Here is a 14395-nt window from a genome sequence, read left to right on the forward strand (position 1 = left end):
CGCGCCATGCCCCTGACGTCGTCGTTGACCAAACCCCTGGCCCCTTCGTGGGCCAATCGCTTCAAAGAGCAAAGCCTCGAGCGCGGGCGACGCTACGCCCTGGAGAACCGCGTGCGCATCGTCGAGTGCGGCGACAGCACCATCACCGCCAGTTGCGAAGGCTCGGGCGGTAATGTTTACCGCCAGACCATCTCACTGCGCGAATCGGCCAAGGGCCTGCTGATCCTGGTGGACAGCCGCTGCACCTGCCCGGTGCACACCAACTGTAAACACATCGCGGCGGTGCTGCTCAAGGTCCAGGAAACCCTGGCCTACCCGGCAGCGGCTCAGGATGCGCAGCTGCTGGAGAAGCTCCAGGCGGTGCTCGATAACCGCGTGGTCCTGCCGCAAGTGGTGATGGACGACGTGCAGCCGGTGCCACGCCTGTGGCTGGCCAGCGTGGAGTTCAGCGCGTTCGAACCGCGCAACGGCAAGATGCAGCGCTATATCCAGCACCGTGCAGCGTTGTCGTTCAACTACCTGGGCAACTATGTCAGCGGGCAAAAAAATGCCGACATTATTGTGCGCCAGGAGACGCAGAGCCTGCGGATCAAGCGCCATCCCGAGCAAGAACAGGCCTATCGCGAACACCTGCGCCTGCTTGGCTTCAAGATCGCCACGCGCCAGAGCAAGGCCCTGCCGGAAAGCGCCGGCGAGCTGTTCGAAATGGTCAATGACAGTGCCTGGCTGAACTTCACCCTCAATGTGTCGCCCACTTTGCGTGCCGAGGGCTGGGAGCTGCAGATCGATGAAGACTTCGGCTTTGATCTCAGCCCCGTCGATGACTGGTATGCCACGGTCGATGAAGGGCCGGAACGCGATTGGTTCGACCTGGAGCTGGGCATTATCGTCAACGGCGAACGCTTGAGCCTGCTGCCGATCCTGCTGAACCTGATGCGCTCCCACACCGAGATCCTCAACCCGGAGAAACTCGCGCGGCGCCGCGATGAAGAGCTGATCCTGGTGAACATCCCCGGCCTGCCCAACGGCCACGGCCCGCTGCAAGTGGCGCTGCCCTACGGCCGCTTGAAGCCGGTACTGGCGACCCTCGGCGAGTTTTACCTGCAGGAAGCCGGCACCACCGCGCTGCGCCTGGCCAAGGCCGACGCCATACGCCTCAACCCGCTGGAAGACCTGCCACTGCAATGGGAAGGCGGCGAGAAGATCCGCAACTTCGCCCAGCGTCTGCGCGACATCAAGGATTTCACCTGCGTGGCGCCCGAAGGCCTGAATGCGACCTTGCGCCCCTACCAGTTGGAAGGTCTGAGCTGGATGCAGTCGCTGCGCCAACTGGAGGTGGGTGGGATACTCGCGGATGACATGGGCCTGGGCAAAACCTTGCAGACCCTGGCGCACATCCTTACCGAAAAAAACGCAGGGCGCCTTGATCGGCCGTGCATGGTCGTAATGCCTACCAGCCTGATTCCAAATTGGCTCGATGAGGCGGCGCACTTCACCCCGCAGTTGAGAGTGCAGGCACTTTATGGCGCAGGACGTAAGAAACATTTCGCCAACCTGAATGACTACGACCTGTTGCTGACCACCTACGCCCTGCTGCCCAAGGACATTGAACAGCTCGCCGCCCTGCCCTTGCACGTCTTGATCCTGGATGAAGCGCAGTACATCAAGAACCCGTCCAGCAAGGCGGCCCAGGCCGCACGCGAGCTGAATGCCCGCCAGCGCCTGTGCCTGAGCGGCACGCCTTTGGAAAACCACTTGGGCGAACTGTGGTCGCTGTTCCACTTCCTGCTGCCGGGCTGGCTGGGCGACGTGAAGAGCTTCAACCGTGATTACCGCGTGCCGATTGAAAAACGTGCCAGCGAGGTGCGATTGCAGCACCTCAACGGTCGGATCAAACCCTTCCTGCTACGCCGCACCAAGGAACAAGTGGCAACCGAACTGCCACCCAAGACCGAAATCATCCACTGGGTCGACCTCAACGAGGCCCAGCGCGACGTGTACGAAACCATGCGCCTGGCCATGGATAAAAAGGTCCGCGACGAGATCACCCGCAAGGGCGTGGCTCGCAGCCAGATCATCATTCTTGAAGCCCTGCTCAAACTGCGCCAGGTATGCTGCGACCTGCGCCTTGTAAACGACGCCACCCTGCCCGCCCGTGGCAGCAGCTCGGGCAAGCTCGACAGCCTGATGGACATGCTCGACGAGCTGTTTGCCGAAGGCCGCCGGATCCTGCTGTTCTCGCAGTTCACCTCGATGCTGAGCCTGATCGAGGCCGAACTGAAAAAGCGGGGCATTGCCTACGCCCTGCTGACCGGCCAGACCCGGGATCGACGTACACCGGTGAAGGATTTCCAGAGCGGTAAGTTGCAGATCTTTTTAATCAGTCTGAAGGCTGGCGGCGTGGGCTTGAACCTGACCGAAGCCGACACGGTTATCCACTATGACCCCTGGTGGAACCCGGCCACGGAAAACCAGGCCACCGACCGTGCATACCGCATCGGGCAGGAAAAGCCGGTATTCGTGTACAAGATGATTGCCCGGGGCACGGTGGAGGAGAAAATCCAGCATTTGCAGAAGGAGAAGTCCGATCTGGCTGCGGGCGTGCTGGATGGGCGAACCACGGGGGATTGGCAGTTGGGCAATGACGAGATTGAAGCGTTGTTTGCGCCGTTGCCCAACAAGCAAGAGAAGCGCTGACTGTTAGGCCGCCTTCGCGAGCAAGCCAGCTCCCACACCTGAATGTATTCACAAATCAAAATGTGGGAGCTGGCTTGCCTGCGATGGCCGCGCTTCGGTTTTCAGTCGATCAACTGCGCATCACGCAACGCAGTAAGCGCTGTCAGCCAACGCGGATCCTGTTTGTAATCAGTCGACGCAACCGCCTGCCCACGCATACGCGCAATCCGCGCCGATGGCGTGACCTTCATCCGCTGTGCTGCACTGAGCGCCAGCTCGGCCGCCGCACGGTCATTGCACACCAAGCCCATGTCACAACCAGCGGTCAGCGCCGCTTCGATCCGACTGGCCGCATCGCCGACCACATGGGCGCCGGCCATGGACAGGTCATCGCTGAAGATCACCCCGGCAAACTGCAACTCACCGCGCAGGATGTCCTGCAACCAGCGACGCGAAAAACCAGCAGGCTGGGCATCGACCTGCGGGTAGATGACGTGCGCCGGCATCACGGCGGCCAATTGCTTGCTCAGGCGTGCGAAAGGCACCAGGTCGTTGGCGCGAATCTGCTCCAGGCTGCGCTCGTCATTGGGAATGGCGACGTGGGAATCGGCCTCGGCCCAACCATGGCCAGGGAAGTGCTTGCCGGTGGCGGCCATGCCGGCGCTGTTCATGCCACGGATAAAGGCACCCGCGAGCACGGCAGCGCGCTCGGGGTCGCCTTCGAAAGCACGGGTACCGACCACGGCGCTGCGTTGGTAGTCGAGGTCCAGCACGGGGGCAAAACTCAGGTCCAGGCCCACCGCCAGCACCTCGGTGGCCATGATCCAGCCGCACTGTTCGGCCAGGTATTCAGCGTTGGGGTTATCCGCCAGCGCACGCATGGCCGGCAGGCGCACGAAGCCTTGGCGCAGACGCTGCACGCGACCGCCCTCCTGGTCCACGGCCAACAGCAAGTCCGGGCGCACTGCACGAATCGCGGCGCTCAACTCGCGAACCTGGCGCGGGTGCTCGATATTGCGCGCAAAAATGATCAGGCCGCCCACTTCCGGTTGGCGCAACAGATGACGATCCTCGGCCGTGAGCCAGGTACCGGCGACGTCGACCATCAAAGAACCTTGCAGGGCAGCAGTCATAAACCTTCCTTAAATAACGCACACAACCCGTGGTCCCTGCCAGGCAGGGCAAGGACGACGGGTTGCGAATAAATAGCTGAAATCGGCATGGCGGCTAGCTTAGCGGATGCAAGCGACCGCGCCCACCCGCAGCGATCAAACCTTGGCGGCGACCGGTACGGTTTTACTGCGCGGGCGCAACTGCGCGGTGGCCATGGCCGGGTCGGTGACGCCGGTTTCGGCGCGCATGCCAGCGGCAAGGAACGGCACCATAAGGCGCATGACTTGCTCGATGGACGTGTTCACACCGAAATCGGTCTCGGCAATTGCCCGCAACGCCTTGATACCCGACATGCTGAAAGCTGCGGCACCGAGCATGAAATGCACACGCCAGAACAGCTCGATAGGCGGAATACGCGGCGCTGCTTCGTTGACTAGCAGCATATAACGGCGGAACACCTTGCCGTACATATCTTCCAGGTAACGGCGCAAGTGGCCCTGGCTCTGGCTGAACGCCAGGCCAAGCAGGCGCATGAAGATCGATAAATCGTTGCCGCTGCGGGGCTGCACGACCAACGCTTGTTCCACGAGGATTTCCAGCAGCTCTTCCAGGCTGGGCTTGTGATCGGCCTTGGCCTGGCGGCGTTCCAGCTCACGGTCGAGGCTGGCGCAGAACGGGCCCAGAAAGCGTGAGAACACCGCCTGGATCAGGGCCTTTTTCGAGCCGAAGTGGTAATTCACGGCGGCCAGGTTGACCCCAGCCTTGCTGGTGATCAGACGCAATGAAGTTTCAGCAAATCCTTTTTCCGCGAACAATTGCTCGGCAGCATCGAGAATGCGTTCAACGGTTTCCGACTGGGCCATGGCTACTCCGCCTGACAAACACTTGTTTGAAACATACGTTTCAGAGTGTGTCTTGTCAAGCCTGCGGGTCCGCTTTGCGGCTGGTCGGTCATCTGTTTCACCGCTATTTAATCATATCCTCGCAGCTCTGTAGGCAGCGCCGCTTCTGCTCTGTAGGACGGCTGACGGATGACCGTCCAGCGGAGCCGCCAAAAAGGATGATTGCCAAGCGCAGTTCACTGTATATAATCCCAGTCACTGTATAAAAAGACAGAGCGATCAACATGCTAAAACTGACGCCACGCCAAGCTGAGATTCTGGCTTTTATCAAGCGCTGCCTTGATGACAATGGTTACCCGCCTACCCGTGCGGAGATTGCCCTGGAATTGGGGTTCAAGTCCCCGAACGCCGCCGAGGAACACCTCAAGGCACTCGCTCGCAAAGGTGCGATCGAGATGACCCCCGGTGCTTCGCGGGGTATTCGCATCCCTGGCTTCGAAGCCAAGGCAGACGAGTCGACATTGCCGATCATCGGTCGCGTCGCCGCAGGTGCGCCGATCCTGGCGCAGCAGCACGTCGAGGAATCCTGCAACATCAACCCGACCTTCTTCCATCCGCGTGCCGACTACCTGTTGCGTGTGCACGGCATGAGCATGAAGGACGTGGGCATCTTTGACGGTGACCTGCTGGCCGTGCATACCACCCGCGAAGCCCGCAATGGCCAGATCGTCGTGGCCCGTATCGGCGACGAGGTCACGGTCAAACGCTTCAAGCGCGAAGGCAGCAAGGTCTGGCTCCTGGCCGAAAACCCTGAGTTTGCCCCGATCGAAGTCAACCTGAAAGACCAGGACCTGGTGATCGAAGGCTTGAGTGTTGGCGTCATTCGCCGTTAAAGGAGGCATCATGCAGCTCGTGCACACCCCACAACACACACAACTGTCGCTGTTCGAGGCCTTCATGGCCCAGCCCCTTGCGCCAATCCTCAAGGAAACGGTCGAAGCCCCCTGGGGCGGCGAACCTGAGGCGTTCAGTGAATTGTCGTTGCGCGGTGCGGCTGAGAGCTGCCTGAACCTGCTGGCACCTATCCTGCGCGAATTGAGCGAAGATCAGGACGCCCGCTGGCTGACACTGATCGCCCCGCCCGCCAGCCTCACCCAGGCCTGGCTGCGGGACGCCGGACTCAACCGCGAGCGCATCCTGTTGCTGCAACCACGCGGCGCACAAAGCGCCCAGCAACTAACCTGCGAAGCCTTGCGCCTGGGCCGTAGCCATACGGTGGTGAGCTGGTTGAGCCCGCTGAATGCCAGCGCCAAGCAGCAACTGATCAGCGCTGCGCGCACGGGTGATGCACAGAGTTTGAATATTCGATTGGGGTAATGATGGGCGCGCCACAGAAGCAGCCTTCACGAAGGACTCAGTGAAGAACGCGCGGCCCTTCTTCTTTCTCCGGCTCGCCTTCAGCAAGGCGACCTGCCATCTGCACGCCCACGCTCAACATGGCTTTAGCCACTTCGACGTGCTGGCCTTGCAGGAAGACCTTGGCGTCTTCGGAGAAATCCAGAATAACCAGAGAACCCTCGTCCTCCGCCCGGCGCAGTTCGATTCGGCCGTCAGGCAGTTCAACAATTTCCAGAAAGGACGTTGGCATAAAAGTCTGTTCTCCACGAAAGGCCTGGGATTATATCAGTCATCCACCCAGCCTCGCAGGGGATATGGACAGGTTTGTTGACGGCTTGATGAATGGTGCCCTGGCAAAACGCTAATCAATGTGGGAGCTGGCTTGCCTGCGATGGCGGTGGGTCAGTTATCTCAGGGCTTTTCTGACTCGCCTCTATCGCAGCATGGGCATTCACAGAACTTTGCAAGCTGTAGCAGCCAACGGTAACCACGATGCGAAGCGAGCCGCTCTTGATCTTGATCTGGCTTTTGATCTTAGGCGCCCCGTTAAACCACGCTGGCCGAGCGCAGGCTTTAATTCGTGGGTAACCCGGCAGGACGCCGGGTTAGCCGCCCCGCGCCATGGATGGCGCGTGGCGGCGGCCCACGGATTCAAGCCTGTGTTCGGGCACACCGAGCCTAGGCGAGGTGCCGAGTGGTGGGGCAAGAGCGCTTTGGTTACTTTCGCGCTTTTCGAAAGTGACCCGCCGTCAGGCGGAACCCAAAGTGGCCGTTACCGCAGGAATGGATATGTACTCGGTATAACAGGGTCGCCTGTCAGGCGGCCATCGCAGGCAAGCCAGCTCCCACATTTGGATCCTAGGGCGTCAGGTAGATAAGCGTCGGCCATCCGGCCGTCGCGGGAGCAAGCTCCATTGCCACAGGTTCAGCGTCGCTGCGCAGCCAGCCCCCCTCATTTACTCCTTCAGCACTCGTTGAGCCCTTCACGAAAGCGCAGCGCCATCTTCTTCAACTCCTGGCGCCAGCCTTCCAACTCCTCACGGCTCAAAGGCTTAGGCTCATCCTGTTCCAAGGCCACGGCGACGATCAGCGGCTGGGTGACATCACCTTTGGGCACATGGGGAATACGCGGCGGCTGAAACATATCCGCATGGGCTTTGAGCAGCCGCGCCACCCAACTGTCGGGGCTCTGGGCCATTTCCACCAGCTCGGCCAACTCGGGGATCGCCATGGAATCCAGCACTTCACGATTCATGATCATTTCTGCACGCGGCGCACCGGCCTGGGGTAGGCGGTAGAACCCGGCGATTTCATGGCACAGCCCCAGCAAGGCACCGTACAGGTGGAACAACGCCGCTTCGCGCCCCGCCTGTACCAGCGCGATGGCGTTCATCTCTTTCCCTTCCTCGGCACGGCCAAGGGCCTCCAGGGATAAACCCGCGAAGTAAATTTTCTGATTGGTACGGGTATAGAGTTCGTTGGCCATGACGGCAATCTCCACAACGAATAGGCGTGATGCTGGCTGGGTAGGAGCGAGCTTGCTGTGGCGAGGGAGCTTGCTCCCGCTCGACTGCGTAGCAGTCGCCAGCTATTGGGGGCGCTTCGCACCCCAGCGCAAGCAAGCTTGCTCGCCACAACAAGCTCAATCCTACAGTAAGCGAAAGCCGTCTATACAGACGGCTTTTGGCGTTAACAGACTAGCGGATCAAGCGCCCTGGCGCTTGTCCTCGACCTTCCACTTGCCGCCGTCGTAGAACGCTTTCCAGCCAGTAGGCTTGCCGTCCACTTCGGTCTGCACGTACTGCTCCTTGGTCTTGCGGCTGTAGCGGATCACGGCTGGGCGACCATCCGGGTCCTTCTTCGGCGCTTCACACAGGAAGTGGTACTTCGGATCGATCTCGTCCTTGTGCGGCACGATCTCCATCACCAGTGGCGCACGGGTCTCGCGGTTTTTCGGGAACTGGCTCGCAGCCAGGAACAGCCCCGAAGCGCCGTCACGCAGGATGTAGGTGTCGTTGACCTTTTCGCACTTGAGCTCGGGCATCTTAACCGGGTCCATCTTCGGCGGCGCCGCATCACCGCTTTTCAGCAGTTTGCGGGTGTTCTTGCAGGTTGGGTTGGTGCACCCGAAGAACTTGCCGAAACGGCCAGTCTTGAGCTGCATCTCGCTGCCGCACTTGTCGCATTCCAGGCTCGGGCCTTCATAGCCCTTGATGCGATAGGTGCCCTCTTCGATCTCGTAGCCGTTGCAATCCGGGTTGTTACCACAGATGTGCAGCTTGTGCTTCTCGTCCAGCAGGTAGGCGTCCATCGCCGTGCTGCAGATCGGGCAGCGATGCTTGCCACGCAGCACCAGCGACTCGGACTCACCCTCGTCGTCAGCCGCGATTTCATCGCCCGGTACCAGGTTGACGGTCGCCTTGCAGCGCTCTTTGGGCGGCAGGCTGTAGCCCGAGCAACCGAGGAACACGCCGGTGGAGGCGGTACGAATCTGCATCGGTCGACCGCAGGTAGTGCACGGAATATCCGTCATCACCGGCTGGTTGGCGCGCATCCCGTTCTCGGGGTTCTCAGCCACTTCGAGCTTTTTCTTGAAGTCGCCGTAGAACTCGTCCAGTACGTTTTTCCAGTCGCGTTCGCCCTGGGCCACGTCATCGAGATTCTCTTCCATGCCGGCAGTGAAGCCGTAGTCCATCAAGTTGGAGAAACTCTCCGACAGACGCTCGGTGACGATGTCACCCATCTTTTCCGAATAGAAACGACGGTTGTGCAGCGCAACGTAGCCACGGTCCTGGATGGTGGAGATGATCGCCGCGTAGGTCGACGGACGACCGATACCGCGCTTCTCCATCTCTTTCACCAGGCTGGCTTCGGAATAACGCGCCGGCGGCTTGGTGAAGTGCTGGGACGGGTCGAGCTTGATCAGCTTCAGCGTGTCGCCCTGGGCCATGTCCGGCAGCACATCATCATCGCCAGGCTTGGCGATCTGCGGCATCACACGGGTGTAGCCATCGAACTTGAGGATACGGCCCTTGGCACGCAGCTCGAAATCGCCCGCGCCCACGCTGACGGTAGTAGACAGGTATTGCGCCGGCAGCATCTGGCAAGCCAGGAACTGGCGCCAGATCAGCTCGTAGAGGCGCTCAGCGTCGCGCTCCATGCCGCTCAGCTTGGCAGGCGTGGTGTTGGCGTCAGACGGACGAATCGCTTCGTGAGCCTCTTGTGCGCCTTCCTTGCTGCTGTAGACGTTCGGCTTCTCCGGCAGGTAGGTCTTGCCGAATTCGTTTTCAATATAAGTACGCGCCATCGCCACCGCGTCCTGCGACAGGTTGGTGGAGTCCGTACGCATATAGGTGATGTAGCCAGCCTCATACAGACGCTGGGCCATCATCATGGTCTTCTTCACCCCGAAGCCCAGGCGGTTGCTCGCGGCCTGTTGCAGGGTGGAGGTGATGAACGGCGCCGACGGCTTGCTGCTGGTCGGTTTGTCTTCACGCTTGACGATGCTGTAGCTGGAGGCCTTGAGCTTCTCCAGCGCGGCCATGGCCTGGGCTTCGTTCAGCGGCTTGAAGGCTTCGCCTTTTTCACGGGCCACTTCAAAGCGCACATTGGCGCCCTTGGCAGTGCCGAGGTCGGCGTGGACTTCCCAGTATTCTTCAGGGATGAACGCACGGATCTCGCGCTCACGCTCCACCACCAGCTTGACCGCTACCGATTGCACACGGCCGGCGGACAGGCCACGGGCGATCTTCGCCCACAGCAGTGGCGAGACCATGTAGCCGACGACGCGGTCGAGGAAGCGACGGGCCTGCTGGGCGTTGACACGGTCGATGTCCAGCTCGCCCGGCTTGGAGAAGGCTTCCTGGATGGCTTTCTTGGTGATTTCGTTGAACACCACGCGCTTGTAGCGGCTGTCATCACCGCCGATGGCTTCGCGCAGGTGCCAGGCAATGGCTTCCCCTTCGCGGTCCAAGTCCGTCGCGAGATAGATGGTGTCAGCATCTTTGGCGAGCCGGCGCAGCTCTTCGATGACCTTTTCCTTGCCCGGAAGGATTTCGTACTTGGCCTTCCAGCCATGGTCCGGGTCCACACCCATGCGCGAAACCAGTTGCTTGCGCGCTTTTTCTTTAGGCGTGAGTACCGGACCTTCGCCCGCGGCGGCCTTGCCGCGCTTGGCGGCAGGCTCCTTGCTGGCGCTAGCCGAACCGCTGGTGGGCAGGTCTCGGATATGGCCGATACTCGACTTCACCACGTACTCGTTGCCCAAGTACTTGTTGATGGTCTTGGCCTTAGCCGGGGATTCCACAATGACCAGCGATTTGCCCATGGATCGGAAAATTCCTGAATTCGAGAAGTGAAAGGCAGTTGGCGCCTGACGCGGCAACGCTATATATAGTGGCAACCGGATGAGGTCAAGCGCAGCATTCTGCGCGACCTGCCGTTATTGCCCTGTAAAAAGACTGGGTTCGGCCGTGACCAAAGCAAAGCGCGGGACCTGCTCGCCGTCAACTTCGACGGTCTCCAGGAACATGCTCAAAGGGCGCACCCAAAAGCCGTATTCGCCATACAGCGCTTGGTAAAACACCACTTCTTCTTCGGTTTCAGAGTGGCGCGCCACGCTGAAAACACGGTACTGCGGCCCCTTGTAATGCTGGTAGAGCCCTGGTTCGACTTTCATGCTCTGGCCCTCATGCAAAATTTGTTGAAAAAAAATATTTAAAAGTTCCAAAAAACAAAAACCGGGGCACTGGGCCCCGGCTTCCGTCAACCGAACGTTTAGACGCGTTCGAAGACGGTAGAGATGCCTTGGCCGAGACCAATGCACATGGTTGCAACCCCAAGGTTGCCGCCATTTTGCTTCATCACGTTAAGCAAAGTGCCAGAGATACGCGCACCGGAGCAACCGAATGGGTGGCCCAGGGCAATCGCACCGCCGTGCAGGTTAACCTTCTCGTTCATCTTGTCGAGTACTTTCAGATCTTTCAGCACTGGCAAGGCCTGTGCGGCGAAAGCTTCGTTGAGCTCGAAGAAGTCGATATCGGAGATGGAAAGGCCTGCGCGCTTCAAGGCTTTCTGTGTGGCCGGTACTGGACCATAGCCCATGATCGCCGGATCCACACCCGCCACTGCCATCGAACGAATCACGGCCAGCGGCTGGATACCCAGGTCCTGGGCACGCTGCGCCGACATCACGATCATGCACGAAGCACCATCGGTGATTTGCGAGGAAGTACCGGCTGTCACGGTGCCGCCCTTTGGATTGAAGGCTGGCTTGAGGGCCGCCAGGCTTTCCAGGGTAGTGTCCGGACGAATGGTTTCGTCGTAGTCGAACAGTTTCAGGAAACCATTCTCGTCGTAGCCGTTCATCGGGATGATTTCATCCTTGAACTTGCCTTCCACAGTCGCCTTGTGGGCGAGCTGGTGGGAGCGCAGGCCGAAGGCGTCTTGGGCTTCACGGGTGATGCCGTGCATTTTGCCAAGCATTTCCGCGGTAAGGCCCATCATGCCCGAGGCTTTCGCCGCGTAGAGGGACATGTGCGGGTTAGGATCGACGCCGTGCATCATGCTGACGTGGCCCATGTGCTCCACGCCGCCGACCACGAACACATCGCCGTTGCCGGTCATGATCGCTTGCGCAGCGGTGTGCAGCGCGCTCATCGACGAACCACACAGACGGCTGACGGTCTGGCCGGCCGCAGTGTGCGGGATCTGGGTCATCAACGACGCCATGCGCGCGATGTTCCAGCCCTGCTCCAGGGTCTGGTTGACGCAGCCCCAGATCACATCCTCGACTTCGTTCGGGTCGACCTTGGTGTTGCGCTCCAGCACTTTGCTGATCAGGTGCGCCGACATGTCTTCGGCGCGGGTGTTGCGGTGCATGCCGCCCTTGGAGCGGCCCATCGGCGTACGACCGAAGTCGACAATCACGACGTCTCTTGGATTCAAGCTCATAAATATTCTCGCTCTAGTCGATTGGGCGCTTAACCGAAGAAGCTCTGGCCATTCTTGGCCATTTCACGCAGCTTCGCGGTCGGGTGGTACAGCGGGCCCAAATCAGCGTATTTGTCAGCCAGGGCAACGAACTCGGCCACACCGATCGAATCGATGTAACGCAACGCGCCACCACGGAATGGAGGGAAACCAATACCGTACACCAGGCCCATATCGGCTTCGGCGGCGGTTTCAACGATGCCGTCTTCCAGGCAACGCACGGTTTCCAGGCACAGGGCGATCATCATCCAGTTGATGATGTCTTCGTCGGACACCTCACGCTGTTCGTAGATGACCGGAGCGAGCACTTCGTGCACCGACGGGTCGGCCACTTTCTTCTGCTTGCCCTTCTTGTCGGCCTCGTAGGCGTAGAAGCCCTTGCCATTCTTCTGGCCCAGGCGCTTGGCCTCGTACAGCGCGTCAATCGCCGAGCGGCGGTCGTCTTTCATGCGGTCCGGGAAGCCTTCAGCCATGACGTCGCGACCGTGGTGGCCGGTGTCGATACCGACCACGTCCATCAGGTACGCCGGGCCCATGGGCCAGCCGAACTTCTCCATGACCTTGTCGATGCGCACGAAGTCCACACCGGCGCTGACCAACTTGGCGAAACCGCCAAAGTACGGGAACAGCACGCGGTTGACCAAGAAGCCCGGGCAATCGTTGACGACGATCGGGTTCTTGCCCATTTTCTTGGCGTAGGCAACAGTGGTGGCCACGGCCAGCTCGCTGGACTTCTCGCCACGGATCACTTCCACCAGCGGCATCATGTGCACCGGGTTGAAGAAGTGCATGCCGACGAAGTTTTCCGGACGCTTGAGGGCCTTGGCCAACAGCGAGATGGAAATGGTCGAGGTGTTGGAAGCCAGGATGGTGTCATCTTTGACCTGAGCTTCCACTTCAGCCAGTACCGCCTGCTTGACCTTCGGGTTTTCGACAACCGCTTCGACCACCAGGTCGACGTGGCCGAAATCACCGTAGGACAGCGTAGGACGAATGCCGTTGAGCACTTCAGCCATTTTTGCAGCGGTCATGCGACCTTTATCAACGCGGCCCACCAGCAGCTTGGCGGCTTCGGCCAGGCCCTGTTCGATACCGTGCTCGTTGATGTCTTTCATCAGGATCGGCGTGCCTTTGGACGCCGATTGATAGGCGATACCGCCGCCCATGATACCGGCGCCGAGTACGGCGGCCTGTTTCACGTCCTTGGCGATTTCGTCGTAGGCCTTGGCCTTTTTCTTCAGTTCCTGATCGTTCAGGAACAGGCCGATCAGGCTCTGGGCCGCCGAGGTTTTCGCCAGTTTGACGAAGCCTGCCGCTTCCACTTCCAGGGCTTTGTCGCGACCAAAGTTCGCGGCCTTCTGGATGGTCTTGATCGCTTCAACCGGCGCCGGGTAGTTCGGGCCGGCCTGGCCTGCCACGAAACCTTTGGCGGTTTCGAACGACATCATCTGTTCGATGGCGTTGAGCTTGAGTTTTTCCAGCTTCGGCTGACGCTTGGCCTTGTAGTCAAATTCGCCGCTGATGGCGCCTTTGATCAGGTTCAGCGCGGCTTCGGCCAGCTTGTCCGGGGCCACCACAGCGTCGACGGCACCGACTTTCAGTGCGTCTTCAGCCTTGTTTTCCTTGCCGGCGGCGATCCATTCGATCGCGTTGTCGGCACCGATCAGGCGCGGCAGGCGCACGGTACCGCCAAAGCCTGGGTAGATGCCCAGCTTGACTTCCGGCAGGCCGATCTTGGCCGTCGCGGACATGACACGGAAGTCTGCCGCCAGGCACATTTCCAGGCCGCCGCCCAACGCGATGCCATTGATGGCAGCAACGGTCGGCACGTTGAGGTCTTCGAAATCGCTGAAGATCTTGTTGGCTTCGAGGTTGCCAGCCACCAGCTCGGCATCGGGCAGCTTGAAGTTGTCGACGAATTCGGTGATGTCAGCGCCGACGATAAACACGTCCTTGCCGCTGGAGACGATCACGCCCTTGACCGAAGCATCTGCTTTGATGGTGTCTACGGCCTGACGCAGTTCGTTCAGGGTTAGACGGTTGAACTTGTTGACGGACTCACCCTTGAGGTCGAATTTGAGTTCGACGATGCCACTTTCAAGAGCCTTAACCGTGATGGCTTTACCTTCGTAAATCATCAACTGATCTCCACGATATGGAAGCTGAACAGTACACACTGGACGCTGGTCTCTGGTTTGACATTGACAGTTGAATCAATGCTCACGCCAATCCGCCAGGCACACCCGCCAGTGCGATAGTCGGGTTTTGTATGAGTCGTCTGACAGGCAAACGCTCAATTCATACGCCCGTTTGATTTGGGTACGCCACCTTCATCCAATTCCGAGCAATTGTCAATCGCTCCAAAGGCTAGGAAA

Annotated in this window: 11 protein-coding genes; 3 read left to right on the forward strand and 8 right to left on the reverse strand. The window is 60.0% G+C overall.

Annotated elements, in window-relative coordinates; translation table 11 throughout:
- Positions 1 to 6 precede the first annotated feature (6 nt).
- On the forward strand, positions 7 to 2697 hold the full coding sequence (locus AC07S6_RS18480; protein ID WP_034135100.1) for a DEAD/DEAH box helicase: 2691 nt from the start codon (positions 7 to 9) through the stop codon (positions 2695 to 2697).
- Positions 2698 to 2798: 101 nt separating this feature from the next.
- Here the strand turns inward: AC07S6_RS18480 and nagZ are convergent, their stop codons facing one another.
- Both nagZ and AC07S6_RS18490 read right to left on the reverse strand, forming a co-directional pair.
- Positions 2799 to 3809, reverse strand: coding sequence for a beta-N-acetylhexosaminidase (gene nagZ, locus AC07S6_RS18485; RefSeq protein ID WP_197881590.1), 1011 nt, complete (start codon positions 3807 to 3809; stop codon positions 2799 to 2801).
- A 135-nt stretch (positions 3810 to 3944) separates the two neighbouring features.
- Positions 3945 to 4652 carry a TetR/AcrR family transcriptional regulator gene (locus AC07S6_RS18490; RefSeq protein ID WP_034126647.1) on the reverse strand — a complete coding sequence of 236 codons (708 nt, stop codon included), beginning with the start codon at positions 4650 to 4652 and terminating at the stop codon, positions 3945 to 3947.
- Between the two features lie 263 nt (positions 4653 to 4915).
- On the opposite strand from AC07S6_RS18490, the gene lexA reads away from it, so the two are divergent.
- Together lexA and sulA are read left to right on the forward strand one after the other, a co-directional pair.
- Complete coding sequence (lexA, locus tag AC07S6_RS18495) at positions 4916 to 5524, forward strand: transcriptional repressor LexA (protein WP_003172575.1); 609 nt, start codon at positions 4916 to 4918, stop codon at positions 5522 to 5524.
- A 10-nt stretch (positions 5525 to 5534) separates the two neighbouring features.
- Positions 5535 to 6008 (forward strand): SOS-induced cell division inhibitor SulA, encoded by a 474-nt coding sequence (sulA, locus tag AC07S6_RS18500; protein WP_020302896.1) that lies wholly within the window; start codon positions 5535 to 5537, stop codon positions 6006 to 6008.
- Between the two features lie 37 nt (positions 6009 to 6045).
- Here the strand turns inward: sulA and AC07S6_RS18505 are convergent, their stop codons facing one another.
- The 6 genes from AC07S6_RS18505 to fadB all read right to left on the reverse strand — a co-directional run bounded on the left by AC07S6_RS18505 (position 6046) and on the right by fadB (position 14158).
- The gene (locus AC07S6_RS18505; protein ID WP_003189656.1) at positions 6046 to 6279 is read right to left on the reverse strand and encodes a hypothetical protein; all 234 of its coding nucleotides are present in this window, start codon (positions 6277 to 6279) and stop codon (positions 6046 to 6048) included.
- Between the two features lie 714 nt (positions 6280 to 6993).
- A complete protein-coding gene (locus AC07S6_RS18510; RefSeq protein ID WP_003189653.1) occupies positions 6994 to 7515 on the reverse strand; it encodes a DUF6586 family protein in 522 nt (173 codons plus the stop codon).
- A 219-nt stretch (positions 7516 to 7734) separates the two neighbouring features.
- Positions 7735 to 10356: a type I DNA topoisomerase gene (gene topA, locus AC07S6_RS18515; RefSeq protein ID WP_019818246.1), complete on the reverse strand. Its 2622-nt coding sequence runs from the start codon at positions 10354 to 10356 to the stop codon at positions 7735 to 7737.
- 114 nt (positions 10357 to 10470) lie between these two features.
- The gene (locus AC07S6_RS18520) at positions 10471 to 10707 is read right to left on the reverse strand and encodes a DUF1653 domain-containing protein (RefSeq protein ID WP_003189651.1); all 237 of its coding nucleotides are present in this window, start codon (positions 10705 to 10707) and stop codon (positions 10471 to 10473) included.
- A 98-nt stretch (positions 10708 to 10805) separates the two neighbouring features.
- Positions 10806 to 11981, reverse strand: a complete 1176-nt coding sequence (fadA, locus tag AC07S6_RS18525; RefSeq protein ID WP_003189650.1) for an acetyl-CoA C-acyltransferase FadA — start codon at positions 11979 to 11981, stop codon at positions 10806 to 10808.
- Between the two features lie 29 nt (positions 11982 to 12010).
- Positions 12011 to 14158: a fatty acid oxidation complex subunit alpha FadB gene (fadB, locus tag AC07S6_RS18530; protein ID WP_005786151.1), complete on the reverse strand. Its 2148-nt coding sequence runs from the start codon at positions 14156 to 14158 to the stop codon at positions 12011 to 12013.
- Positions 14159 to 14395: the final 237 nt, after the last annotated feature.

The organism is Pseudomonas sp. GW821-FHT07B01, from assembly GCF_059419065.1.